A 25138-nucleotide genomic window follows, 5' to 3' on the forward strand; every position below is an offset into this window, starting at 1 on the left:
CCTTTAGTGATAATAGAATCAAAATGAAATGTAAATACAGAAAAGAATAGACCTGATGTGTTCTATTTTATAGTAATAATAGAATCAAAGTGGGCTTGTGGTCTGAGAGAGATACAGAGAGAAAAACCAGATAAATAGGAGCTTTCAGCACTGTATCCTTATTTTAGAAATCGTGAAAATCAAATAATCAGGTCTAAAAGGAGGATTTTATGAGATGTAAAAATATTTCAAGCCGATATATTCGCCTTTTCGGTGGTAAGGTAAGAATGAAATGACATGGATAATTAAAATATTCTTGTTTTCAATTTCTACTAAGTCCTTACGGAATACCGGATGATAGGAGCAGCAGTTTATAGGTTTATTACATTGTAAATGTGGAATGAGTTATCATAAAGATATTGGATATTTTGAGAGAACAAAGGATATAAAATTTGCATTGGAACGAAAGAAAAATAGAATTTTAGCAATCAACTGGGGAACAAATATGATGAATATAAATAATGTTTGTTTCCCATAAAGCATTGAGATTTGGGGAATAAAATGGTACAATTTTATCAAAAAATGTTCCCCGAAGGAGTAAAAATAATGAATATAAAATATAACGAAATACAAGAATTACTTAGAAGTCGTGCTGATCTCCATGCTAGATTGAATTTGATGCCCTATGACGGTACACCTGAAATGAAAGAACGTGGCGATGGGAAATATTTATACGTTAGAAAGCGTGTAGCCGGTAAATTGACATCAACATATGTAGGAATATACACCGAAGAACTCTATAATTTACTACTTCGTAACGCTAGAGAAATATGTGAAATTATGTGAAATAAGGAAAGAACTTAGACGCATAGAAAAGAAACTTGTTGATACAGGATACTCAGAAGATCAATTATCTGTTGATGTTATGAATAATATTTCCTTCGCAAGAGCAAATATGAAGGTGAATATTTATGAACAGGCTGTACTGGAGGGGGTGGCTACATCTTTTCCACAAACAGAAGAAATCATAGATAATGGAAAAGTTTCCGGCATGACAGCAACGGATGTATAGAAAATCTTAAATCTGAAACATGCATGGAAATTTATTTTGGACAAGGATGTAATAGCAAGCACATCGGACTATTATATGCTTAGCCATATTGCAAGGCTTGTGAATGAAGGATTTTTTCAGAAGGAGGTCGTATTCGAGGTGTTCCCGTAACCATCGGAGGTTCCTCTTATGTACCACCGTTACCAAATGAAGGTGATGTGAAAGACAGAATACGAGAGCTTACGGAAGAAAATGGCGATGTAATTGATGTTGCAATCAAATTATGCCTTTATTGTATGAAGATTCAAATTTTCCTTGACGGTAATAAAAGGACATCTATTATTTTTGCGAATCACTATTTAATATCTCATGGAGGAGGCATTTTAGTTATTCCTGAAAAAGAAGTGCCAGAATTCAAAAGTTTACTTGTAAGGTATTATGAAGGAGAGAATATATCTATAATTTCTAATTTTATGAAAAAGAATTGTTGGAAGAAAATGTAACTATAGAAGGCATTATTGGGGAACTTATTTTGTATTATAATAGCGGATTTGTTCCCCTCACAAAAGAGGAATGGGAATTTTTGAGGTCAAATTTTTTGACCTCAAAATCGGAAACAGGTTCCGGATAGAAGATACTTACCTTATTAAAAGGAGATCTTGCAGTAAGGCAAAGCAGAGCTTTAGTTCGTACTTTTAAGCAAATGAAAGACTACATTATAGAAAATCAAGGGTTGATTGGCAGGAGAGAGTTTTTGTAGCTTTCGATGCAGATTACGAGTAATGTCGTGGAAATGCAGGATTTAAGACGAGATTTAAGAGATGTGGAAGATCAGGTGGCGGAAGTGGAGGACATCCTGAATAATGTGGTGCATAAATCCGAATTGTCCAACCTGATTCTTGACCTCATCAATCCACAACTCAAATATGGATTTTTACTCTTGAACGGACAACCGATCGAAGCAAATCTTGCTTATAAGGACATTTACAGCATAGCGAAAAAGAGTATTTATATCGTCGATAACTACATCGGAGTGAAAACCTTGGTTTTATTGAAAGATGTTCCTTTATTGGTAGAGGTCATTATATTCAGCGACAACATCGGCAAAGGACTGCACAGCCTTGAATATCAAGATTTCTGCCAAGAATATTCGTTTAGGAAAGATAACATTCCAAAAATCCGGTGTTGCAGTTAAAATAGAACTAAATCAGATTGGAAATTTGAAAAAATATGTATCCAATACTTGACATAAGGGTGAAATGTAGATGTGTTTTTGTCTCTCGGGTTATAATTTCTAGAGTTGGTATTAATTGAATCAAACTGAAATGTAAATTGTGTACAAGAGCGATAAAATCGTTCTTATAATAGAACCGAACGGAAATATAAATATGGAACTCAGAATGAGAGTGATAAGTTATTAAGAAAGTCAGGGTATATTCGTCAAATAAATTATCTATGCTCTAAAAGAAAGGAGGAATTGTGTTATAAATATATTTAACACATGAGAAAAGATGAATATTGTAAAGAAATCAATAGTGGAGTTTTGTTTGGAGCAGGTAACACCTATGATTCATTTTCAAGGAGAAGAGAAATCAGCAGGAATACGAGCAAGTGACTTGAAACCGCGGTTTGATGTTTTTTTAAAAAAATATTGGTATGACTTGAAGACAGAAAAAGAAAAAACAGAAATAGAAAACTGTGTTTTAAAGCAAAATGAGGAAGAAATTGAAAACAATGCTTTAGATGAAAAAAAGAGAGTTTCGTTTGATTACAAGGTTAAAATCTTTAACAACGGCTGTAAAAACCATGATATGACATTTTATAAGCCGAAGATGAAAAAGGCTGATAAAAATTCATTTTATGGCTCATTTTACGGGAAATTAGAAGATAATAAATTTTCTTTTTACAATGAAATTAAGGTTTCATTTCTCTCGCCACATCAAGATTTAAGAAATCAAATACAAGAGTTGTTTCCCGTTTTTTTAGCTGTCAACGGCTTTGGATTGAGAAATAATAAAGGATATGGATATTTCAAACTGAAGGGAAATACAAAGGAAAGAATATTAGAAGATATACAAAAGTATCAAAGTTTGGAAAACAAATATATAGAACAATTAAAAGAAAAAGATAAAGAAAAAGGTGTGGGAGTTTATCAATTACAAATTGAAAATAAAGGCGATTCAAGATCTAAAAAAATTCAAAATTTATTGGAGGATATTAAATTTTTTAATCAAATATTAAAATCCGGTTTGAATTTTGGCCATAAGTATAAGCACAATTCTAACCATAATATATATATCCCATCATTTATGCTAAAAAAATATAAAAAGCAAGAAGGAGTACTTTTTGAAAAAAAATCACTAAAATTATTCTTAAAACAAGAGGATTTGAATAATCAAGAATTGTACTATGTAAGAGGGCTTTTAGGATTGGCTCCATTTTACGAGTTCAGAAATGTAAAAAAAGGAGACCGGCCAAAATTTACAGCGAGATTTAATATCAAAATAAAAGGAGTAGAGAGATTTCCATCACCGATTAAATATCTTCCAATTTCATATGAAGAAATCATTATTCTTGTAGACTATGGTAAAATTGAAGAATTTCGGAAAAAGTGTGATAAAATACATTCAGCTGTTTTTTCTTTAAATGAAGTCAAGAAGGGATTATCTTCAAAAATCAATTTACAAATACCAAATGAAGAGCAATATAGCATTTATCAATTATTCAAAATAAATGGTGTAATAGAAAACGGAATAAAAGAGTTTGAGAGTAAGATAATAAAAAAAAGAAGTAGAAAATGGCAATATAGTGTAATTTCCGACATAGAAATAGGATAGGTGAGATATGAATAAGAAATTTATTGGAATAACAATCGGACCGATTGTAAAAACCTTGATGTTGACAACGACTCCTGCAGGTTTGTGGGGGGCAAGTTATATTTTTTCGTATTATGCAAAGAACTTAATCAAACAGATTAAACAAGAACTTAAAATTCCGGATGATTTTTTTATAGTACCGGTTAATACCGGAAAGGTAGAAAATATTATCAAGGATTGTCCTTGGGCAGGGTTGTTTCATGACAGAATTATTTTTCAGACAGATCATTCTATTCCATTAAGCAAAGTCGATCAATGTATAAAAAAGTGTAAGGAAGATTTAGCAAAGGAAATTTTAACAATTTGCTTAACGGGAGATGAGGATATTGAAAGAGCGAAGAAATTCATAGAAGATTATTTGCAAGTTCATGTAATTGAACAAAAGGTAGAAGAGGGGAAAAATCCGATATTAGCTCTAAGTCCGAATTTGGATATTTTGGAATTGGGACAAAGCTATATTCCGAAAGAAGATAAAAATTATTTATTGGATTTTTTAGAAAATAGAGATAGTTTGGAGCAGAAGAAGTCGGAAAATAGAAATCAAAATATAAAAAAATTCACTCAAAAAATAGAAAAAATACAATGGCATTTTCTTGAAGAGGGGAACATCATCACAATTGATGATATAGCAGGAGTTGGCGGAGATAAAATTGATGTAAATACTCAAACCAAAAATTATTTTGCGTTGGTAAAAGCTGATGGAGATAATTTGGGGGGAGTTTTAAAAAGTATGGAAAATATTGGAGGAAATCAAGTAATAGAAGAAATCAAAGGCTTTTCAGAAAAATGTTTCGATTATGCAAGAAGAGCCTTTGAAAAAGTGGGGAAATATGGTGGAAAGATGATTTATGCAGGAGGCGATGACCTCCTATTCATTGCTCCGGTAAAAAATCATGGAGAAACAATTTTTCATTTACTATCTACTTTAAATGATGAATTTATAAATTGTTTCGGCGGTTTTTCTTTCAAGGAAGAAGGACAGGAAAAAAAGATGGGATTTTCAGCAGGCGTTATGATTTGCTATTATAAATACCCTTTGAAGGAAGCACTAATCGGCGTTTTAGATCAATTGGATAAATCTAAAAAAATCAAAACCAAAAATACAATTAGTGTTCATTTTGAAAAACATTCGGGAAAACAACATGGAATTCAATTTATAAATTTTTTCAATAACGGTGAAAATAATAAAATTTATACTATATTTTTAGACTTGTTGGAAGAATATGGAAAACAAAATGGGCAATTAAATAATTCGAAAGATTTTTTAAGGTCGGTTGGTACGAAGTTACAAGATTATCGAAATGTTTTTTTGATTGCCATGCTAAAGGATGGTAAGAAAAAGGAAAGCTATCTAAATGAAGTTTTTAAAAATCTTTTTGAAGAATACCCCGGAATTTTTGATGAGACTAAGACAGAGGAGAAAAGCGAAGAAGCAAATTATATTGAAAGGATAGTTGATTTGTTGGAAGAAATTTTTTACATGAAATTATCTTTGATTCAAGATAAAACAGAAAAAACAAAACGGCAAGCAGCTTTGGATAGTTTACAGGAAATAGAGACAGTTATAGGGTTATTGAAGTTTTATAATGAAAAGGAGATAAAATAAATGGCGATATATAAAGTTTTATTTCATCCACTGGAAGAATACTTTTTTGGAGAAGACGGTTCTTTTCGTGAAGGAGTAAGCAATGCGGAATATTTTATTACTTCCAGATTTTTTCCGAGTCAAACGACTGTATTCGGAATTATTCGATATTTAAATTTATTATGTCTAAAAGACAAAGGATCATATTCGCAGGAAGAAAAGGAACTGAATAATAAGACTGTTGGGAAAAAAGGATTTTCTATCGAATCAGCCATCGATTCTAACAGTGAAGTTCAGAATTTTGGAATCATAAAGGGTATGAGCGGAGTTTTTCTTCATAGATATGATGTAGAGGATAAAGTGAATCGAGTTTATGTAACACTTCCTAAAGACGCAAAAAAGCAGTCGGAGATAGATAAGAGCTACACTTCCATTTTTGATGAAGGGGAAGAATCGGTAGTGACTTCAAATGGGGAAAAAATGATGCCTCAAAAGTATAATGTGAAAGAGGGGTTGGGAATTGGATTTATCAGTATTGATGCAGGAATTTCCGATGCCGGAGAGCTGTTACAAAATGAGTTGTCAGTTATAGAATCTCCATTTGAATATGTTTTAAAAACAGGATTAAAAATTAATAGAAAAGCGGCCAAATCGAAGGATATGATGGATTTGACCAATCCTCAAGACCCTATGAGCTCTTTATTCAAAAAAGAATATGTCCGATTGAAACAAGAATCAGGTGAAGTGGAATACTCGTTTGGAGTCTATGTAGAGATAGAAAATGGAGAGGAAGAGGAAGTAACAAAACGAATGAACCGAGTTGTCGGAATGGGTTTGGGAGGTTCTCTATTTTCTGTAAGAACATTAAAAATAAAAGAAATAGAGAAAAAAAGATTAAAAAATGGATTGATTTTAAATGTGGACCAAATTTTTGAAAATCATGTAAAGAAAGAAAATATTTTGTATTGTATATCTCCGTGCTATGTAAGCAATCCACAAGACATTTTGATGAAAAGTGAGTTTGCTTCATTAGATACAGTGGTCAATCGCCCGATGAATGGTGGCAATATTGATGATGCGTGGAGAAAGACAAAAACTTTATATCGTATGATGGATTCAGGAAGTGTCTTAATTACGAAGCGTGTGAATGAAATTATAAAAGAATTTCAAAAAAATGGGTTACAGCAAATAGGATACAATCATTATTATTTAGGAGGAGAAATATGAAAGTCGCATTATTAAAAGCAAAGTGCATTACTAATCTGCATATTGGCACAAGTGGAAATATTTATGGAGACATAAAAAGCGAGGTGGAGAAGGATGCTGTTTTAGCAACGCCGATTATGCCCTCTTCAGGTATAAAAGGGGCTTTGCGAGACTTTTGGAGAGCAAATGGGACTACGGGAACTGTTACTATTTTTGGATCCGATGCTGAAGAAGAAAATGAAAATAGAAAAGGAAACTGCAAATTTGTAAGTGGGCAACTGCTGTTTAGATCGATGAGGGTATCAAAAGGAGATCGTGCCTATTGTTTGGTGACAACACCTGAGTTACTTCAAGTAATGATAGATACCATTGACTCCTTTCAAATTAAATTAAATCTCCAATCTGCAAAAAGTGCTGAAGATTTCGAAAAAGCTCTTAATGAAATAAAAAAGGAACTGAACGAAAAGAAAGAGCAAGTCGTAGCGGGAATTGTAAACAAAGATGACCATGCCATCATGGAAGTTGAAGGATATGATGTAAAAGAAATACAAAGCAAAGAGAATAACCTATATAAAATTTTGCTGGAAATTAGCGAGGGTGTTCCGGTTGTTATTATGAGAACGGATTTTTTTCGAATGATCGATTTGCCGATTATTGCCAGAAATTATTTAAAAGATGGAAAAAGCACCAACTTATGGTATGAAGAATTTGTTCCTCATCAAAGTTATTTTTATTTTCCTGTGTTGTGGGAAAAAGAAGAGGCGGAAGTTTTTTCAAATTTTATTCAAGAGATTAGTAAACAACCGATTGCTTTTGGCGGAAATAATTCTGTTGGCTATGGTTATTGCACTATTACTCCAATGAATAGAGAGTGGGAGGAGAATGATGGAGAATAAGAGAAAAATTGATGAATACATTCCTAAGGCGATTAATAGTCTTTCCAAAAATAAAAAAATAGTGATAAATGGAGAAATTAAAAGTGGATTTGCAGGTCAAATTGCTACCTTTTCAGTTGCAGTGTCCACAGGAAGTTTACTATCTGCCGTCGCATTTTTTAGTGAAAAGAAACAATCCGCTGTTGAGCGTCAGGAGCTAATGAATGTAATTTACGAAATAATTACGGGAGAAAGTGCAAGTGGAAATGACGCTAACAATTCTAAGGCAGTTTTACTATCCTATGTTAAGAAAAAATACGAACAAACTCATAGTCAAATAAGAGATGTAGGTTCCTTACTGGATTATGGGCAGCTTCAGCAAGATATTTTAAATGCAGCAATAGCGGTGAAATTAGCAATTAATTTTTTTCCAAAAGAAAAAGAAAATGAAGGTGAGAATGGAAGATGAATGGGGATCGGAGAAATGAGCTGCAAGAAATAGAGGAGAAAATGAATAATTCAGAAAAAAATAAGATTGCAAATTTGGGGTATGCGTTTCAAACACAGGATTATTATATGCAAACAGAGAAGGTCAAAGAGGATGTAAAAAGAATCGTTGATTTTACATTGGACGATAAGACAAAGGAAATGATTAAAAGTCGACAAAAAGAATTGCAAAAATTGGCAAAAAGGGAAACTTCCAAGCTTGATATAGGCTATTTTCAAGCTTGTGTGAGTTATCCGGGGTTGTTGGTTGGCATGTCAAATCCTGTAATGTCGAGTTTGAAACAGGAATCGGATGAGGAAGGGCAAGACAGTGCGTTTAAAATGGGTTTTAGTTTTGACTATGTAACAGGCTTACCTTATATTCCGGGATCTTCAATTAAGGGGATGTTGAGAGCTTCCATTGAGAAGTATAAAACAGATGTTTGTCAGTGGCTTGAGGATAATATAGGCATTTTGACTGATGACAGACTATTTAAAGAAATGATATATGAAATATTTGGAGATGGGAATGATGATGTAGACAATGACAAAATCAAGAATAATACTGATGTATTGGAGAGAGATGTGTTTTTGGATGCCATTATTATTGATGGATCAAATGATAAGATTTTAAAATCGGATTATATAACACCGCATCCATATATGTTTAAAAATCCGATACCAATTCGAATATTGGCAATTAAACCGGAAGTAAAACTTGAATTCCATTTTTTGTTAAGAGAAAAGATAATTGCAAAAATGAATCGGGAACAAAGATTTGAACTTTATAAGGGTTTAATTTTAGATTTGGGTATTGGTGCAAAAACGAATACCGGATATGGAAGTTTGAAAGAAGTTTAATAAAAAGGGGAAGAATAATGGAAATCAAAGATAAAAATGAAAGAGTCTATAGCTATCATACTTTTTTGCTTCCTTTTGAAATTCTAAAAAGCGACAACGAAACTCTATGCAGTAAAGAAGAGATAGAAAATGTTTTGAATCAGGAGTATTGGAAACGGTTGTCAGGAGACCATCTTTCGGCATTCGATTCTGTCATCTCAACAAACGGAATAAAAAAAGATGACAGTAAGAAAAAAAATAATAATCTAATTGAGTCTGTAGTACGATTGGTAGAGTATAATCAAGAACAGTATTTCCATAACAATGTAAAAAAGGCGATTCATGATGATGGAAAAAGTGGAATAGTATCAGAATATGTGTTTCAATTTGATGAAAAAAACACCAAGCGTGTCATAATTAAAAAGTTTTGTAAAAAGATAAAAGAAAACTTAAACATTAATGATGAAAGTACCAATGAAAATAAAAACACCAATGATAATAATGAATATGTTTTAAAGGTGTCAAACGTTCGTCTTAAACTTTTTAATACAGGAATCGGAATTTTAATTTTAGAATTATGTAATGATTTATATAGAAATTTCAAAAGCGTTAAAGATATTAATGAACTTGGAAGACATATTAGTTTGCCATATATTGCACTGGAAAACAAAAACATTGCATCTGCTCAAATATTAATATGGGATTTTTTACATTCGGATGAAAAAGAATACAATTTTGGTGAAAAAAATGAATGCTTTCTGAACGAAAAATCACCAAAAGAAAAAACTTACATGCTGGATTTTTTGAAAAATATAATCCTTAAAAAGGAACAGCGGTTGCATCATGATTTTAAGCCATCTTTAGATGATAGAATGTTCACTTGTTGTTTAATTCAAGATGATAGACTTGCCAGAGTGTATTCACGGGATTATATCGCACAAAAAGATGATGATGCACAATTCAAAAAGTTATCTAAATACTTATATGAATATATTTATATTGATAAAGATAATAGCTGCACAGCAGCTACATTCAGTTTTAGAAAAAATATTTTAAACAATTCATTATATCATCGTTGGACAGAAATTGGTACAATTTATGGAGCTTCTCATACTTCTTTTGTTGCAATTACAGGAGAAGGTGAATTCTTGGACACTATTATTACTTGGCCTTTTTTAACACAATATGTAGAAATTGCTATTTTAGTTTTGGTTCAAAGAGCATCTATTTTGCGTTTTCAAAAACAAATACAGAGTAATATGGATAATAAAAAGATTCGGAAACTTCAATCTGAATATATTGATTATCGCAATCAATTACATTTTTTTGAGGTAAGTTCACAAGAGCAGGGAATAGAGCTATATGAGCTTATTCAAAAACAATTGTATATCAAGAAAGAAATGGAAGCCTTGGAAAAAAATTTAGAGATATTATATGAAAAAAATAATGTGGATTATGGTAATAAGTTTAATCGATTTGGACTATTTATCGGATGTATTGCTATTTTATCCATACTTTTAGACCTAATGAACTTTATACTTGGGAGGGATTTTAGCATAAAATTCTGTGGTCAATTTAAATTGATAAAGTGTGAGTTGCTAATGATTTTCCTGACCACATTTCTAATATTTTCTTGTTTTTGGAAGTCAGTGAAATGGAAAAAATAAACTTGCATGGTGATATCAACTAGGCTTTATAGAAATTTTCTTAAAAGAAAATGTTTATTCGACAAAGATAGTGCAAGATTTAAAACTTTCAAAAAACTTTATGAACAACAGATGTATAAGTTTCAAAGTTCAAAAATTTCACTATAAATAATTGTAATGTAAGTGAGATTAAAAATCTTGACCTCATACAAGCAATTTCTGAAAGAAAATAGGTATCCAATACTTGACACAAGGGTGAAATGTAAATTCGCTAAGAATATACGCTATTAGCGTCGCAAATGACAGTAATAATAGAATCAAAGTGAAATGTAAATGTAAAAAAAGCGATGGGCGAAATGAGCAATGCAACAAGTAATAATAGAATCAATATAAAATGTAATTTTTTAGCAAGCTGATTTTCAGCTTGTTTTTTTATAGAAATATATTGTAACGTAATCTCGTATAAGTTAATTATAAAAATATTAGGGTTGATTTATGTTTTATAAATATAAAAAATAAGTTGTAAAAAAATTTTTTTCATTTCATAAACATTTCATAAAAGTCTTGTAATATATTCCATGAACAGTTCGATTTGATGTGTGAACTGATATATTAATTGGAAATCAATCTATTTTAAGGAGGAAAATTTATGAAAAAGAAAGTATTAAGAGGAGCATGTGTATTACTTACGTTATGTTTAAGTCTAAGCGCTGTTGGATGTCAAAAAGGTAGTGAAAATAATAAGGCGGAAAATAATAAAGCTATAAGCTCTGAACAGGCAGGTATGTCAACTAATGCAAATGGCAAAACTGAAACTTTTAAACCGTCAGATTATACATTGGAAGCAAAGGAAGAATATGTTTATGAATATTTAGGACTTAAATTTAAACTTTCAGATGAAACCAGAAAATATATTTCCGATAAAAAAATTGCAATGTTGGATGATCAAAGTCCTATAGACAAAGAATTAAAGTATGCTATTTTGACATTTGATAAAATGACAGAAGAACAAAAAAATGCAGTTATAGAAAAGATGGGCGACGGATATGAAAAATGGCAAAACGAACTTGAAAGAGTTGGAACTATTGGTATATTCGAAAAAAATACACCGGAAGAAGAAATATCTAAGATTACAAAATGTGATACTCATACTAAAATAGGAGTTTCAAGTGATGGAAATTACGATTGCTATCTAAGTACAAATAGCGGAGCTGAAAGCAATCTTTTGGATGAATTTAACAAAACTGAGATTGAGATTATAGATAAAAAAGAACGTCCGGAAAATGGTTTTGTTTTATCGGAAAAAACTGATTTAGAAAATACAGAAGCATTTAATCAAGAGTCATCCGGTAATTTAAGCAATGTGGTAACAAAAGATATTAACGGAAAAGAATTTTCAAGTAAAGATTTTGCAGACTATGATATTACTATGGTTAACGTATTTGCAACTTGGTGTACAGCATGTGTTAAGGAAATTCCTGATTTAGTTGAAGTTTATAAAGAGATGAAAGATAAAGGTGTAAATATAGTTGGAGTTGTTACAGATACTGTTGATGATAATGGTGAAAACAAAGATGCACTTGAAAAAGCAAAAATAATACAAGAAAAAACTAAAGCGCCATATTCTTTCTTAATGCCGGATAAAACTAATTTTAATGGCAGATTAAATGGAATACAAGCTTTACCGGAAACATTCTTTGTTAATAAGAATGGTGAAATTGTAGGTGAAACTTATTCAGGAGCAAAAAGTGCAAAAGAATGGAAAGAAGTAATTGAAAAAGAACTTGCAAATATAAAAAATAAATAAAATTAAGATTAAATGGTGGGAGATGTATGTATAAAAATTTTTTAAGGGGTCGTGCTTTACCCGTAATAATTATGTTTATTAGTATGGCTATGATTTACTATGGACATAGTAACGGAGAGGTTAAGGTTGTATTTGATAAAGCAATAAGAATTTGCATGGAGTGTATTGGAATTGGATAAGTTAAAGAAATTTGTAAATGTTGGCACAAAAAAAAATAGATACAAGATAATGGATTGGTTTAGACATCTTTTTCAATCATTTTGGTTTTTGCTAACGAATTCTCACTTTAAAGGATTTAAGACAGGTAAAATTTATGGTGGAGAATTGAAAAAAATTTGTGTTCCGGGTATGAATTGTTATTCATGCCCGGGGGCAAAAGGTGCTTGCCCTATAGGCTCGCTACAGGCAGTGATTGGAAAGTCGGAATATAAATTCAGCTATTATATAGTAGGTTTTTTATTTTTTATAGGAGCATTGGTAGGAAGATTTGTTTGCGGATGGTTATGTCCATTTGGATTAATTCAAGATCTGTTGCATAAGATTCCATTTTATAAAAAAATAGAAACATTTAAGTTTGATAAGTATTTGAGAAAATTGAAATATGTAATTTTACTTGTGTTTGTAATAATATTACCTTTATTTTTAGTTGATATTTTGGGTCAGGGTTCTCCATATTTTTGTAAACTTATCTGTCCGGTTGGTATGTTAGAAGGTGGATTACCACTTGTATTACTGAATAAAACTATGAGAGGTGCTATAGGATTTTTATATTTTTGGAAAGGAACAATTTTAATAGCAACTGTGATACTTTCAATAATCCTATATAGACCTTTCTGTAAGTATATATGCCCACTTGGTGCTATCTACTCATTCTTCAACTCAATTTCAGTATTTAGGTATAAATTGGACAAAGATAAGTGCATTAGTTGCGGTAGATGTAAAAAAGTTTGTCAAATGAATATAGATCCGGTTCAAAATTGTAATCATATGGAGTGTATTAGATGCGCAAGATGTAAAAATGCTTGTCCTGTAGACGCAATTAGTTTTGGAATTAAAAATTAAAAAACAGAAGGGAGTTCGGTGAAAAAGTGATTCAAAATGCTATTGCATATGTTTTAAGAAAAAAGAATAGAACATTTATAGTTTTTATTATTTTAACAATGGTTTTGTCATGCTTATATTCGTGTTTAAGCATAATGAAATCAAGTAATAGTTTGGAAAAATCTTTATATAAATCTTCGAACTCCTCTTTATCAATAACAAAAAAAGATAATGGGTATTTTGAAGTAGATCAATTTAAAGGAATAAAAAATATAAAAGAGATTGACGAGATTGTTCCTCAATATGATGGATTGGCAAAACCTACAAATGCCAAAGTAGTTGAGGGTGAACAAAAAATTGAAAGAGATAATTTACCTATTGAATTCAAAAACGTTGTATCTGTAGAAGCTACAAATAATACAATGAGAAATGTTTTATTTACCAGTGGAGTTTTTACAATTAAAAATGGAAGAAATATTGAAGAAAATGATAGAGGAAAGATTCTTGTACATGAAGATTTTGCCCAAAAGAACAATTTGAAATTAAATGATAAAATTGGTCTTGAATTAATTGAAATTAGTAACATGGGTTCAAATAAAGAATATAAATTTGAAATTGTTGGAATTTTTTCGGGGAAAAAACAGGAAAGATATACGGGGTTATCTTCCGATTTCAGTGAAAATATGGTCTTTATTGATTATGAGTCAAGTCAAGCGGCATTGAATAGAGGAGAAGGCAATAAAATTGCAAATAAGCTTGCACTATTTTCAGATGACCCGGAATATATGAAAGAGTCTTTAAATAAAATAAAAGAGTTTAAAGTTGATTGGTCAAAGTATAATCTTGAAAAAGATACTAATGCATTTGAGGAGTCTTTAGAAGCACTGAGTGGAATAAAGAATATTATCAAAATAATGACATATTCTATTATGATAGGTGGAGTAACTGTTCTTTCATTAATATTAATTTTATGGTTAAGAGAAAGAATTTATGAAATCGGAATACTATTGTCAATAGGAATAAGCAAAATTAAAATAGTAACTCAATTTATTTTTGAATTGATATTTATATCTATACCGGCTATAGTAGCATCTTTATTATTTGGAAATTTGTTGTTACACCAAATTATAGGTGCATTTATAAATTCTGACAGTTCAGGAACGTTTACTCATAACTTGCTTAAAAACGGAAATGGCATAGTAAATTTCGTTACTTTTATACAAAGTTATGGTGTTTTAATCAGCATTATTGTCGTGTCAGTTACTATTGCTTGTGCAATGATTTTAATAAAGAAACCGAAAGAAATATTATCAAAAATAAGTTAGGAGAACATAATGGACGTATTAGAAATTAAAAATGTAACATACAGTTATTCAAACTCTAAAGAAAAGATTTTATCATCAGTAAATCAAAAATTTGAACTTGGACAATTTTATGCAATAATCGGTAAATCCGGCACAGGAAAGTCAACACTGCTTTCTTTATTAGCCGGTTTAGATAAACCGAAAATCGGTCAAATTTTATTTGAAGATGAAGATATAGAAAAAAAAGGATATAGTAATCATAGAAAAAACAATATATCATTGGTATTTCAAAATTATAATTTAATTGATTATTTATCACCGATTGAAAATGTTAGATTAGTAAACAGTAAAGCACCTGAAACAATTTTACTTGAACTGGGACTTGATAAAAGTCAGATAAAAAGAAATGTTATGAAATTGTCGGGGGGACAACAACAAAGAGTTGCCATAGCAAGAGCTTTAGTATCAGAAGCGCCAATAATTCTGGCTGACGAACCTACCGGAAATCTTGATAGTGCTACGGCGGGAGAGATAATAGAAATATTAAAGAAGTTGGCTAAAGAAAGAAATAAGTGCGTGATAGTTGTAACACATAGTAAAGAAGTTGCAAGTGCGGCAGATATTATTTTAGAGCTGAATGATAAGAAACTAAAAAAGGTAAGTAAGACTGTCTAGGAGGTACAATAATGATAAAAAATGCTTTTGCATATGTAACGAGAAAAAGTCTAAAGTCATTAATAATATTATTAGTTATTCTAGCTATGTCAGCACTAAGCCTGATTAGTTTATCTATTAAGGATGCTACAAATAGAGCTTCGGAAGAAACTTTTGGAAATATAACAAATAGTTTTTCTATGGAAATAAATAGACAGGTAAATCCCGGTACTCCCAGAGGAGGAGGAAATGTAAAAGGGCAGGATATTAAAAAGATATCTGAATCTCAAGATATAGATCATTTTGTAAAAAGAATAAATAGTGTCGCCGACTTGGTTGGGCATGATATTATAGAAACTGAGGAAACAATTGCCAATCAATCTCCTGAGAGAGAAAAGAACTTTAAAAGAACAGTTATGTTAACAGGAGTTAATGATTCTTCTAAAGAAACAAAATTTGTGTCTGGAGTTTATAAATTAGTTGAGGGAACTCACTTAGAATATCAAGATAAAAATAAAATTTTAATGCATAAGGATTTGGCTGAAAAGAATAATTTAAAAGTCGGAGATAAGATAAAAATTAAATCCAATTTATTTGATGCCGATAACGAAAAAGGTGCAGATGAAACGGTAGAAGTAGAAATAAAAGGTCTTTTTGACGGTCATAATAATGGCGGTGTAAGTGCAGCTCAAGAGCTTTACGAAAACACTTTAATCACCGATATCGATACGGCGGCAAAAGTTTATGGCAATACTGAAGATACTGCTGTGTATCAGGATGCAACATTTTTTGTAAAAGGAAATAAAAATTTAGATCAGGTTATAAAAGAATTTGGAAAGCTTGATATTAATTGGAGAGAATATAATTTAATTAAGAGTTCATCAAATTACCCTGCACTACAACAGTCAATATCGGGGATATATTCAATAGCAAATAAGTTATTTGCCGGTTCATTAATATTTGCCGGTGTTATAGTTTCACTATTACTATTTTTATGGATGAATGCCAGAAAAAAAGAGATTGCAGTCCTATTGTCACTTGGAATTTCAAAGGCAAGAATTTTCGGACAATTTGTAATTGAACTATTATTCATATCTATACCTGCATTTATAGGAGCATATTTTTCAGCTGATTATACAGGAAAAATACTTGGGAATAATATACTGAATAAAGTTACAGGTGATATAGCAAAACAAATAGCGAGACAATCATCATCCAGTCAACTTGGAGGAGGAGCTGAAGTTGACGGTTTCAATAAAACTCTGACAAGTTTAGATGTTAATATAATGCCGAAATCGATGATATATGTAGTTTTATTTATGTCTTTGGTGCTTATAATATCTTTAATCATATCGTCATCAAGTATTCTAAAGAAAAATCCGAAAGAATTATTAATTGATACAAAGTAAAAGTTATCGATGCAAGTGTGCATCGATAACTTTTATATATTATATAATAAATTGTATAACAAAAAATTAAGAAAGAATATGCAATTTGTAAAAAACTATAAATTAAGATAAAATTTGATATATAATATATTTATCAAATGAAAAAAGGAGGGCGTTATGAGAATACTGGTTGTTGAAGATGACCAAATGATAAGAGAAGGTATAAGTGCGTATTTATCAGAGTTTGGATATATTACTATAGAGGCAAAAGACGGAAGAGAAGCATTGTCAAAATTTAATAATGATATTAATTTAGTTATTTTAGATATTCAAATACCTTTTATAAACGGATTAGAAGTTTTAAGAGAGATAAGAAAGAAAAGTAAATTGCCGATTTTAATATTAACAGCATTTAGTGATGAAGAATATAAAATTGATGCATTTACTAATTTGGCGGACGGTTATATAGAAAAGCCTTTTTCATTACCTGTGTTAAAAGCCAGAGTCGATTCTTTAATTAAGAAAAACTTTGGACTAATAGAAAAGTTTGAATATAAGAATATAGAAGTAAACTTTACCAGCTATACGGCAAAAATAAACGGTGAAAGTATAGACATAAATGCAAAAGAATTAGAGATACTTAAGTATTTATTAGACAATGAGGGACAAGCATTAACAAGAATGCAAATAATTGATAATGTGTGGAAGGAAACAGAAGAAATTCCATATGATCGTGTAATAGATGTATATATTAAAGAATTGAGAAAAAAATTAGGGTTAGATTGTATTACTACTATTAGAAATGTAGGTTATAAATTGGAGAGAGAATGAAAAATTTAAAGATATTTCCAAAAATGTTCATACAAATATTTTCTGTTCTTGGAATAATAATTATATTAGTCCATTCATTAGTTTTTTTTATTTTTCCTAAAACATATTTGGAGACCAGAAAAGAAGAAATTTATAATAAGGCAAATGAAATTTCGGCCAATATGAATGAAAAAGAAATAAAATATATAGAACAGACTTTGGAGCTTTATTCTAAGGGCAGTGAAATAAAGGCATTTATAAAAGATAAAAACAGTAATAATGAAATACAAATTGAAGATAACGTAAATGTTAATTTAGAAAGTGATAACAATTCTTTGATAATTGAGGAAAGGGAAATAGAACTTAACACCGGTAAAAAAATATATTTACAATTTATTTCTACGGCAGACATGCAGCAGGATGCAAAAGATTTAAGTTTTAAATTTTTACCATATTCATTATTAATATCGCTTTTATTTTCCGTTGTTGTTTCTTTAATGTATGCAAAATCAATAAAAAATAATATACAAGAAATAAAAAGTGTTACTGATAAAATGATGAAACTGGATAAGAATGTTTACTTAAAAGTTGATTCTAAAAATGAGGTAGGACAATTAAAAGAACAAATTAATGATTTGTATTTTACTTTATTAAGCTCAATTGATGATTTGGAATTTAAAAATAAAGAGATTTTAAAATTAGAAAAGTTAAAGTATGATTTTCTTAAAGGAGCATCTCACGAGCTTAAAACTCCTCTTGCGAGCCTTAAAATAATATTGGAGAATATGAAATATAATATCGGAAAGTATAAAGATAGGGATGTTTATATTAATGAGTGTATTGATATAGTTGACGGTCTGACACAAAATATTTCCCAAATTTTATCGGTTTCTTCTTTAGAACACTTGAAAAATGATGAAGAATTGTTAAACATCAATGATATTTTAGCAGGCGTATTAAAAAAATATGAAGTATTAACAAATCAAAAAAATCTAAAAATCAATAATTCTATATCAAATGAAAAGATTTATATAGGGAAAACAGCTCTCAAAATTATTTTATCCAACTTGATCAGTAATGCTGTAAAATATACTGATGACTATGGAACTATAAATATTGGAGTAGATAAGGAATGGTTCTACATTGAAAATTCATGTGAAAATAAGAAGTCTGTAGATACAGATAAACTTTCTGAAGTGAAATTTGACTTGAATAAGGAAAACAGCAACGGTTTAGGTCTATATATTGTCAGCAATCTATTGAACAACTATAAAATAAAATATAGGGTTCTACAAAATGAAGTATGTTTTGTATTTAAAATAGAATTATCTGTTTAGGTAATACTTTTTATAAGATTCAAAAGGAGTAAAAATGTATATATTAGAATTAAATCAGGAAGGCATGGGAATTGAAATAGGTTTATTTGATACTATTGAACAGGGTAGAGAATTTATTTCTAAATTAGAAGGTTATAAATGTGAGGAAGAAGATGGATTTATATATGAATCTATTCAATTAGATAAAATTCCCGATTATTTGGAATTGGAATTTAATAATCATATTATACCTTTTACAAAATTTATGTTTATAGGAAATGGTAGAATAGATATTATATGGAAAGAAATTTCTAATTTATCAACCGAAGGCAATGGCATTGTACCCGGATGCACAAGAGTAGATGCATACTCTATTGAAAATAACGATTTAAAAGAATATATTGAGAAGCGTGAAAGAAAATACGAAATAGTGAAACAATATTTAGAAAAAAATAATTTTGAAGTTAGTAGAGAATATTTTGGCTCAGAAGATGGCGAAGCTATATTATATAGAAAAAAGAACACTAAAAATTGGCATTTCTTGACACACATGGATCCCAATTTTTGTGAAATAAGTGATGTTAGATGTTTTCTTGATATAGTAGAGTGAGATAAAATGAGTTTTTAATAGAAAAAACTTTTAGTGTTGGAATTGAAGGACATTTTACATAAAGTGTAAAAGTCCTTTTTTATTCTCTAAAAGAAAAACAGAGAACAAAAAAGTGTTGACGTAAAAAGATTGTGAAGATAAATGATGATAGGTAGTCGAAAGTATCATAAATTGATAATGAATATTAAAATGTTGTCAATTTGGAATTTAGAATGTTATAATTAAAGTACAAATGATAAATTTATAGTATGCTTGAGTACTATTTATCAAATTTGTGGTCGTTATATTGTAATTTATTAATAGATTTAATTTAGGAGGCTATTATGAATAAACCTGATTATAAAAACTGGGTACCTGAGTGGTTGATTTTGGCTTTAGGAGCTGCCGCTGTTGTTTGTGGAATTTTATTTTATATTTTTGGATATGTGTTTGAGAATCTGAGTGGCGGTATAAAAATAGCACTGATGTGCATAAGCGGAGTAGGATTTATTTTTTTTGCAGGAATGTGTATTTTTATGACTATGTTGTACAGAGCTTTTTCTTATAAGGGCGATAGAAAAATGTCTAAACAAATTATCGAGGGTATTGCGGAATATGTAACGATTCCTGATGGAGGAAAAGGACTTGATGTCGGATGTGGTAGCGGGGCACTAACTATTGCTTGTGCTAAACGAAATTTAAATTCAAAAATGGTAGGGCTTGATCGCTGGGGTAAGGAGTATAAAAATTATAGCAGAGCTCTATGTAGAAAAAATGCGGAGGCTGAAGGAATTAACAATGTAGAATTTGTAAAAGGTGATGCCTTAAAATTAGATTTTCCGGATGAAACATTTGATGTTGTAACAAGTAATTATGTATATCACAACATTAAAGGATATAGTCATCAAGAGTTATTAAAGGAAACTCTACGTGTTTTAAAAAAGGGAGGTACATTTGCAATTCACGATATAATGTCTAAAATGATTTATGGAGATATGAATAAATTTATGGAGGAACTGAAGCGAGAGGGTTATGAAAGAGTTGAACTTATTGATACTACAAATGGTATGTTCATGAGTCCAAAAGAATCCAAACTATATTTATTATCAGGGTCTTCATTATTGATTGGTAAGAAATAAATTTGATTTATATTGATATACAAAAAGCACATGAGATATGTGTACCGATCTCCAATTGTTAGATTTTTGGTCTGACTTTTTGGAGATAGTACAGTTCATGTGCTTTTCTAAATCATTTTATTATGCATCTGACCTTGAATATCCGTTTTTCATTTGACAGCTTACTTCATAAAGTACTTTGCCGAGTGTATCATTAGTTTCATTTTTAGCCATAGTTGAAATTTCTTCGTTTGCTTTTTCGCATAATTTTTTTATTTCTTCATCAGTCATTTCTTTTTTGCAAATTTCAGTATCATATTTACATAGAAGTTTACGTCCTTTTGATTGAACTGAGTCTTGGTAACGTTCAATATGAGAACCGCAAAGACTGAATTGTGAATCTGCCAATGCTCCTATTAAACGATTTGCCCAATAGAAACTGTCTGTATTTACAGTTTTTGCCGCATTTGCAAAATAATCCGGTGTTTTGTCTATATTCACATAGAACGGAACAAAAGCATTAAATACATTTGAGCCGAATGCAATCCATTCAATACTTCTAATTGCTTCAGGCATATATGGTCTTATTTGAACTAATGCTAAAAAGTTTGTACGATTTACACCTATTGGTCTGAATGCTCCTCTTAGTGAAAGGTCACCATATTTTGCATAAGGGTCATAAGGTGTTCCTTGATAGTGGTTTGAAAGAACATATTTTATATCTTCAACTGTAATTTTCCATTCAGGTTGTCTACACCATGGAATATCATTTGAGTCCGGTTTGAAATCTGCATCCGATCCTTCCCAATAGTTTGAATTGGGATTGAAGTAACGTTGAACAACCCATGCGCGTGGTGTATTATATGAGTGATCTGCATCTGAACGACTTCCAAAAGCAAGTCTTGCATTGAACTCATCATCAAATGAAAGATTAAGATGATTATCTTCAATAAATTCACGCATATCTGAAGAACACATATATTCCTTTTGTTCTCCTAATGCATCATTTAAGTCAAAATAGTCAAGACCAAGCTGATTTGGCATTACAACATAACAATCATCAGGCACACGTCTTGCTATCCAATGATGTCCGCCGATTGTTTCAAGCCACCAAATCTCATTTACATCTTGAAATGCAATGGCATTCATTTCATAAGTTCCATATTTTTCTAAGATTTCTCCTAATCTTACAACACCTTCACGAGCACTGTGAATGTACGGTAAAACAAGTGTTACCATATCTTCTTCGCCGATACCTCCGACTTTTTCGGGAACATAATTATCAGAACCTTCTGTTCCGATTGCAGGGATAAGTTCTACAAGAGGATCTGCTCCTAAAACTCTTTCGTTCGATGTTATCGTCTCTGTTGCAGTCATAGAAATATTTAATTCATTTACTCCGCAGGCTCCCCAAATACCATTGTCATTTAATGCATCAGGCATTGAAGTATATTTCATCGGATTATCGGGAAGCTCAATTTCTACATGGGAAATTACCGCCTTATATTTAATCGGTTGTTCGTTAGGATGAACAACTATAAATTTTTTGGGAGTAAATTCACCTGCTCCCGAGTCTTCATTACGAGCAACAAGAGTTGAACCGTCATAGCTGGCTTTTTTGCCAACAAGAATTGTAGTACATGCCATAAATATTCTCCTTTCTTTTATTTGATTTTTTGGTAATATATTAAAAATAAATTTATATACAAATTAAATTATAATACATTTAATAAAATAAATTTTATATATATGTGTGTTTTATATATGAATTTTATAACAGATAGCTTTGAATTATTGTAAACTTCGGATAAATTAAAATATTTAAGATATAAATTTTAACTTGAAGTATAAAAGATATATACTTTAAATAATACATAGAGTACTTTATTAAAATATCTGTCACTATTACAGAATAGTTATAACTTAAAGAAAACATTTTATAATAAAAGACCTTAACAGTAAAATTAAGATCTTTTATTTGTGCTTTTAAAGCTATTAAACTAAAGTATTTCAACCGTCCATTCTGTATGATATGTTGAGCTTGGATTCACGTCATAGGTAAGTATGGGTGATGTAGTTTTTCTATTAAGGAAAAATATACATCTATTTAACTTCAACCATTTTATCGTTATCCATAATGAAAGGTTTTGCTAAACCCTCTCCTGTATAGTCTGCATATTTATCCTGTAGATATTTATAACAATCTTCTTTGGTCGCAAATTTTATTGCCTGATAAGGTTCTTCAAAGCTGATTTTTTCTACAAATAAAAATCCGTCTCTGTTGGGAACTAAAACACCTACATGTCCTACAAAGAGATACTCGCCGTCAAGATTATCGTGTATTATTACAGAGAGCATCCTGGCATTTTCATTAAACTTTATATTTTCAAAGTATTTTTCCATATTTTCAGCGTGTATTTTGATATCTTGTGTTGCTTCGGTCTTTACGCTTGAGAATAAGATTTTAAATTTCTCTTTTTCTTCTGCACTAAATAAATTTCCTTTGTCAATAGCATCGTCATCTAAAAATAGAAGTTTGTCATCCTTCTCAGTTTGAGAGATTTCAATGTCTTTTTTCAACAACATATAGCTGTTAATTCTGCAATTTGTTCCGATAAAATCTCCCTTCTTTTCACGCCACAAGGTACTGATTTTATCTACATCGTATTGTGGTGTTTTAAATGCTGTGAAATCTCCTTTTAATCCTGTAGAACTTGCAATTTCATTGTACTCATTTACTTGTTTGATAAAATCTTCTACACTATCTTTATCCAGATGAGCTGACAACAAGGACTTAACTTCTTCAATGCTGTTTTTACTTATTAAATTTGAATAAGTTGATACATCTTGATTTACTTTTGAATTTTTTTGTGAATTATTGCATGCTGTAATTCCAAATACTAATACTACACAGATAAATAGTTTGATTATTTTATTATATTTTTTCATTTTTTCTCCTTTAATTTTATTTTTAGCAATCTTTATTCTATAATTTTATATTTTACTGAGATTTTCCACTTACAACAAATATCAAAGATTGATATTACCGGAAAAATCAATGCTTTAATTTTGATATTGACATGTAAAAACACCTGACATCTATTATATTAAATCAGTAAAAAATAGCCGACAGAGACGAAAATGCTAATCTAATGATATATTAAAATGACAAAAAATAAAAGATTTTTGTGAGTTTTCCAATATAATCAAAATGCAACTCTATTTCGTTTTTTAAGTCCTTAAAAGTATTAATTTTTGCAGAAAGTTAAGTTGGTAATTTTAGAATCTTTTTCTTACAAAATATTATAGTATAAAGTTTTACGTGTTAAAGGTTTATAATGATATTATGATTAGTCCTTTAAATAAATATGTTTATTATTTTGAGTCTATATGATATTATATAGTTATTAAAATGTTTTCATAGACTTATGGAGGTTAATAATGAGCAAAAAATTAAAAAATGTTATTTTATTCGGAATTTTTATTTTAATTTTATTCGTCTCCACTATAACAAAACAATTCAGCTCATCTGTTTTATGGACACAGCCTGATAATAAGGGAACTGAGTTCAGTGGTTTATTATTTAAAAACCCTACTGAAATTTCAAATTTGACAGTTGCAAGGAATGTAGAAAAAACTGACTCAGGGGATTTAATTAGATATGATGTTGAATTTGAGTATCAAGGTGATAATTCAAGCCTTAGAATTTTGGGAGTACCTGTAAGGCAGATCTTTTTTAATGCCGGTGTAGTTCCAAGTCACAGTGAAGTGGTTTTAAAAGGAGATTATGATAAGATTAATGAAAAGCTGTTTAATGAAAAGCTTTCGCTAAAAGATTCATATAAGAAAACACAAAATTATGAATTTAAACCTGTTTCACAAATTAGAGTACCGTTAAAGAAAATCGAAGGAACATATTCTTTTAGTATTTTTTATGAACCTAAGGAATTAGTTTATAAGGGAAAAGATGTATTGTCTAAAACAAGTGTGTTTATAACAAATGCAAAAGTGGATAAGTTTACAAATGCACAAAAAATGGGAGAAAATGAAAATCCTACTTTTAGTGACTCGGGATATTATGTAAATGCACAAGAAATGAAAAATAATTCTGTTATATCAAGAATATCTTTGGTAAACAATCTTTCATATGTAATTTTTATTGTATCTTTCATAATTACATTGGCAGTTATTTGGCTTGATAAGAAAAGTCTTAATAACATTTATATAATTACTTTTATGCTTATATTGTTGACTTTTTATAGATTTTTGGGAATGGGAGTTACGATATTGGGAGCTCTTGTAATAATGCCGATACTTGCATATATTGGAGTTTGTATCACTAAGTTAATGAATAAGGATACGACAAAGCTTAGCAAAAAAGAATTAAAACAAAGTTTGGCATATACTATTTTATTCTTTATAATCGTATTGCTGGTAATAGTTATTCCAAAAGCGATGTAATTAAAAGTAAAGACCTGTGAAAACAGGTCTTCTTTAATTAATAAGTCATATATGATTCTTAGCAAAGAAATAAAAGCATCTCATGAGATGCTTTTATTTTGAATTA

The 25138-nt window shown here is 30.2% G+C and carries 25 protein-coding genes; 23 read left to right on the forward strand and 2 right to left on the reverse strand.

Going from position 1 to position 25138, the window contains the following annotated elements:
- Positions 1-379 precede the first annotated feature (379 nt).
- The 22 genes from M915_RS07520 to M915_RS00495 all read left to right on the forward strand — a co-directional run bounded on the left by M915_RS07520 (position 380) and on the right by M915_RS00495 (position 20592).
- Positions 380-517, forward strand: a complete 138-nt coding sequence (locus M915_RS07520; RefSeq protein ID WP_200860567.1) for a hypothetical protein — start codon at positions 380-382, stop codon at positions 515-517.
- Between the two features lie 23 nt (positions 518-540).
- Positions 541-825 (forward strand): hypothetical protein, encoded by a 285-nt coding sequence (locus M915_RS07525; protein ID WP_200860568.1) that lies wholly within the window; start codon positions 541-543, stop codon positions 823-825.
- On the forward strand, positions 812-1051 hold the full coding sequence (locus tag M915_RS07530) for a hypothetical protein (protein WP_200860569.1): 240 nt from the start codon (positions 812-814) through the stop codon (positions 1049-1051). The genes M915_RS07525 and M915_RS07530 overlap by 14 nt, the downstream gene beginning before the upstream one ends.
- A 131-nt stretch (positions 1052-1182) precedes the next feature.
- Positions 1183-1533, forward strand: a complete 351-nt coding sequence (locus M915_RS07535) for a Fic family protein (RefSeq protein WP_268743998.1) — start codon at positions 1183-1185, stop codon at positions 1531-1533.
- Between the two features lie 284 nt (positions 1534-1817).
- Complete coding sequence (locus M915_RS07560) at positions 1818-2225, forward strand: hypothetical protein (RefSeq protein WP_235043743.1); 408 nt, start codon at positions 1818-1820, stop codon at positions 2223-2225.
- 316 nt (positions 2226-2541) lie between these two features.
- On the forward strand, positions 2542-3867 hold the full coding sequence (locus M915_RS00415; RefSeq protein ID WP_036728335.1) for a hypothetical protein: 1326 nt from the start codon (positions 2542-2544) through the stop codon (positions 3865-3867).
- 7 nt (positions 3868-3874) lie between these two features.
- On the forward strand, positions 3875-5512 hold the full coding sequence (gene cas10, locus M915_RS00420) for a type III-B CRISPR-associated protein Cas10/Cmr2 (protein ID WP_036728338.1): 1638 nt from the start codon (positions 3875-3877) through the stop codon (positions 5510-5512).
- Positions 5513-6718 carry a type III-B CRISPR module-associated Cmr3 family protein gene (locus tag M915_RS00425; protein WP_036728341.1) on the forward strand — a complete coding sequence of 402 codons (1206 nt, stop codon included), beginning with the start codon at positions 5513-5515 and terminating at the stop codon, positions 6716-6718.
- A complete protein-coding gene (gene cmr4, locus M915_RS00430; protein WP_036728343.1) occupies positions 6715-7593 on the forward strand; it encodes a type III-B CRISPR module RAMP protein Cmr4 in 879 nt (292 codons plus the stop codon). The genes M915_RS00425 and cmr4 overlap by 4 nt, the downstream gene beginning before the upstream one ends.
- Positions 7583-8041: a type III-B CRISPR module-associated protein Cmr5 gene (locus M915_RS00435; RefSeq protein WP_036728346.1), complete on the forward strand. Its 459-nt coding sequence runs from the start codon at positions 7583-7585 to the stop codon at positions 8039-8041. Before cmr4 ends, M915_RS00435 begins: the two co-directional genes overlap by 11 nt.
- 41 nt (positions 8042-8082) lie before the next feature.
- Complete coding sequence (cmr6, locus tag M915_RS00440; RefSeq protein ID WP_200860570.1) at positions 8083-8919, forward strand: type III-B CRISPR module RAMP protein Cmr6; 837 nt, start codon at positions 8083-8085, stop codon at positions 8917-8919.
- A gap of 17 nt (positions 8920-8936) precedes the next feature.
- Entirely contained in the window at positions 8937-10565 is a 1629-nt protein-coding gene (locus M915_RS00445; RefSeq protein ID WP_036728350.1) for a hypothetical protein, read from the forward strand.
- 628 nt (positions 10566-11193) lie between these two features.
- Positions 11194-12351 (forward strand): TlpA family protein disulfide reductase, encoded by a 1158-nt coding sequence (locus tag M915_RS00450; protein ID WP_036728352.1) that lies wholly within the window; start codon positions 11194-11196, stop codon positions 12349-12351.
- Positions 12352-12377: 26 nt separating this feature from the next.
- The gene (locus tag M915_RS07540) at positions 12378-12530 is read left to right on the forward strand and encodes a CD1871A family CXXC motif-containing protein (RefSeq protein ID WP_009222452.1); all 153 of its coding nucleotides are present in this window, start codon (positions 12378-12380) and stop codon (positions 12528-12530) included.
- Positions 12517-13413 carry a 4Fe-4S binding protein gene (locus M915_RS00460; RefSeq protein WP_009222451.1) on the forward strand — a complete coding sequence of 299 codons (897 nt, stop codon included), beginning with the start codon at positions 12517-12519 and terminating at the stop codon, positions 13411-13413. Before M915_RS07540 ends, M915_RS00460 begins: the two co-directional genes overlap by 14 nt.
- 26 nt (positions 13414-13439) lie before the next feature.
- On the forward strand, positions 13440-14717 hold the full coding sequence (locus M915_RS00465; RefSeq protein WP_036728358.1) for an ABC transporter permease: 1278 nt from the start codon (positions 13440-13442) through the stop codon (positions 14715-14717).
- Positions 14718-14726: 9 nt separating this feature from the next.
- Complete coding sequence (locus M915_RS00470) at positions 14727-15371, forward strand: ABC transporter ATP-binding protein (protein WP_036728360.1); 645 nt, start codon at positions 14727-14729, stop codon at positions 15369-15371.
- A gap of 11 nt (positions 15372-15382) precedes the next feature.
- Positions 15383-16759 carry an ABC transporter permease gene (locus tag M915_RS00475; protein WP_036728362.1) on the forward strand — a complete coding sequence of 459 codons (1377 nt, stop codon included), beginning with the start codon at positions 15383-15385 and terminating at the stop codon, positions 16757-16759.
- Between the two features lie 156 nt (positions 16760-16915).
- A complete protein-coding gene (locus tag M915_RS00480; protein WP_009222447.1) occupies positions 16916-17569 on the forward strand; it encodes a response regulator transcription factor in 654 nt (217 codons plus the stop codon).
- On the forward strand, positions 17566-18885 hold the full coding sequence (locus M915_RS00485; RefSeq protein ID WP_036728364.1) for a sensor histidine kinase: 1320 nt from the start codon (positions 17566-17568) through the stop codon (positions 18883-18885). The genes M915_RS00480 and M915_RS00485 overlap by 4 nt, the downstream gene beginning before the upstream one ends.
- A gap of 34 nt (positions 18886-18919) precedes the next feature.
- A complete protein-coding gene (locus M915_RS00490; RefSeq protein WP_009222445.1) occupies positions 18920-19474 on the forward strand; it encodes a hypothetical protein in 555 nt (184 codons plus the stop codon).
- A gap of 323 nt (positions 19475-19797) precedes the next feature.
- Positions 19798-20592, forward strand: coding sequence for a class I SAM-dependent methyltransferase (locus tag M915_RS00495; RefSeq protein ID WP_009222444.1), 795 nt, complete (start codon positions 19798-19800; stop codon positions 20590-20592).
- 120 nt (positions 20593-20712) lie between these two features.
- On the opposite strand, the gene M915_RS00500 is transcribed toward M915_RS00495, so the two are convergent.
- Both M915_RS00500 and M915_RS00505 read right to left on the reverse strand, forming a co-directional pair.
- A complete protein-coding gene (locus M915_RS00500; RefSeq protein ID WP_036728366.1) occupies positions 20713-22218 on the reverse strand; it encodes a C69 family dipeptidase in 1506 nt (501 codons plus the stop codon).
- Positions 22219-22674: 456 nt separating this feature from the next.
- The gene (locus M915_RS00505; protein WP_036728367.1) at positions 22675-23520 is read right to left on the reverse strand and encodes a DUF4300 family protein; all 846 of its coding nucleotides are present in this window, start codon (positions 23518-23520) and stop codon (positions 22675-22677) included.
- Between the two features lie 492 nt (positions 23521-24012).
- Here M915_RS00505 and M915_RS00510 point away from each other — a divergent pair, with 492 nt between their 5' ends.
- The gene (locus M915_RS00510) at positions 24013-25032 is read left to right on the forward strand and encodes a hypothetical protein (protein WP_009222441.1); all 1020 of its coding nucleotides are present in this window, start codon (positions 24013-24015) and stop codon (positions 25030-25032) included.
- Positions 25033-25138: the final 106 nt, after the last annotated feature.

Source organism: Peptoniphilus mikwangii (genome assembly GCF_000468535.1).
Lineage (GTDB): Bacteria > Bacillota > Clostridia > Tissierellales > Peptoniphilaceae > Anaerosphaera > Anaerosphaera mikwangii.

Excerpts from the sequence above, each read along its gene's own strand:
- M915_RS07520 (WP_200860567.1), top strand. The coding sequence starts at position 380 with ATGAGTTATCATAAAGATATTGGATATTTTGAGAGAACAAAGGATATA.
- M915_RS07525 (WP_200860568.1), top strand. The coding sequence starts at position 541 with ATGGTACAATTTTATCAAAAAATGTTCCCCGAAGGAGTAAAAATAATG.
- M915_RS00415 (WP_036728335.1), top strand. The coding sequence starts at position 2,542 with ATGAATATTGTAAAGAAATCAATAGTGGAGTTTTGTTTGGAGCAGGTA.
- cas10 (WP_036728338.1), top strand. The coding sequence starts at position 3,875 with ATGAATAAGAAATTTATTGGAATAACAATCGGACCGATTGTAAAAACC.
- M915_RS00425 (WP_036728341.1), top strand. The coding sequence starts at position 5,513 with ATGGCGATATATAAAGTTTTATTTCATCCACTGGAAGAATACTTTTTT.
- cmr4 (WP_036728343.1), top strand. The coding sequence starts at position 6,715 with ATGAAAGTCGCATTATTAAAAGCAAAGTGCATTACTAATCTGCATATT.
- M915_RS00435 (WP_036728346.1), top strand. The coding sequence starts at position 7,583 with ATGGAGAATAAGAGAAAAATTGATGAATACATTCCTAAGGCGATTAAT.
- cmr6 (WP_200860570.1), top strand. The coding sequence starts at position 8,083 with ATGAATAATTCAGAAAAAAATAAGATTGCAAATTTGGGGTATGCGTTT.
- M915_RS00445 (WP_036728350.1), top strand. The coding sequence starts at position 8,937 with ATGGAAATCAAAGATAAAAATGAAAGAGTCTATAGCTATCATACTTTT.
- M915_RS00450 (WP_036728352.1), top strand. The coding sequence starts at position 11,194 with ATGAAAAAGAAAGTATTAAGAGGAGCATGTGTATTACTTACGTTATGT.
- M915_RS07540 (WP_009222452.1), top strand. The coding sequence starts at position 12,378 with ATGTATAAAAATTTTTTAAGGGGTCGTGCTTTACCCGTAATAATTATG.
- M915_RS00470 (WP_036728360.1), top strand. The coding sequence starts at position 14,727 with ATGGACGTATTAGAAATTAAAAATGTAACATACAGTTATTCAAACTCT.
- M915_RS00475 (WP_036728362.1), top strand. The coding sequence starts at position 15,383 with ATGATAAAAAATGCTTTTGCATATGTAACGAGAAAAAGTCTAAAGTCA.
- M915_RS00480 (WP_009222447.1), top strand. The coding sequence starts at position 16,916 with ATGAGAATACTGGTTGTTGAAGATGACCAAATGATAAGAGAAGGTATA.
- M915_RS00485 (WP_036728364.1), top strand. The coding sequence starts at position 17,566 with ATGAAAAATTTAAAGATATTTCCAAAAATGTTCATACAAATATTTTCT.
- M915_RS00490 (WP_009222445.1), top strand. The coding sequence starts at position 18,920 with ATGTATATATTAGAATTAAATCAGGAAGGCATGGGAATTGAAATAGGT.
- M915_RS00495 (WP_009222444.1), top strand. The coding sequence starts at position 19,798 with ATGAATAAACCTGATTATAAAAACTGGGTACCTGAGTGGTTGATTTTG.
- M915_RS00500 (WP_036728366.1), bottom strand. The coding sequence starts at position 22,218 with ATGGCATGTACTACAATTCTTGTTGGCAAAAAAGCCAGCTATGACGGT.
- M915_RS00505 (WP_036728367.1), bottom strand. The coding sequence starts at position 23,520 with ATGAAAAAATATAATAAAATAATCAAACTATTTATCTGTGTAGTATTA.
- M915_RS00510 (WP_009222441.1), top strand. The coding sequence starts at position 24,013 with ATGAGCAAAAAATTAAAAAATGTTATTTTATTCGGAATTTTTATTTTA.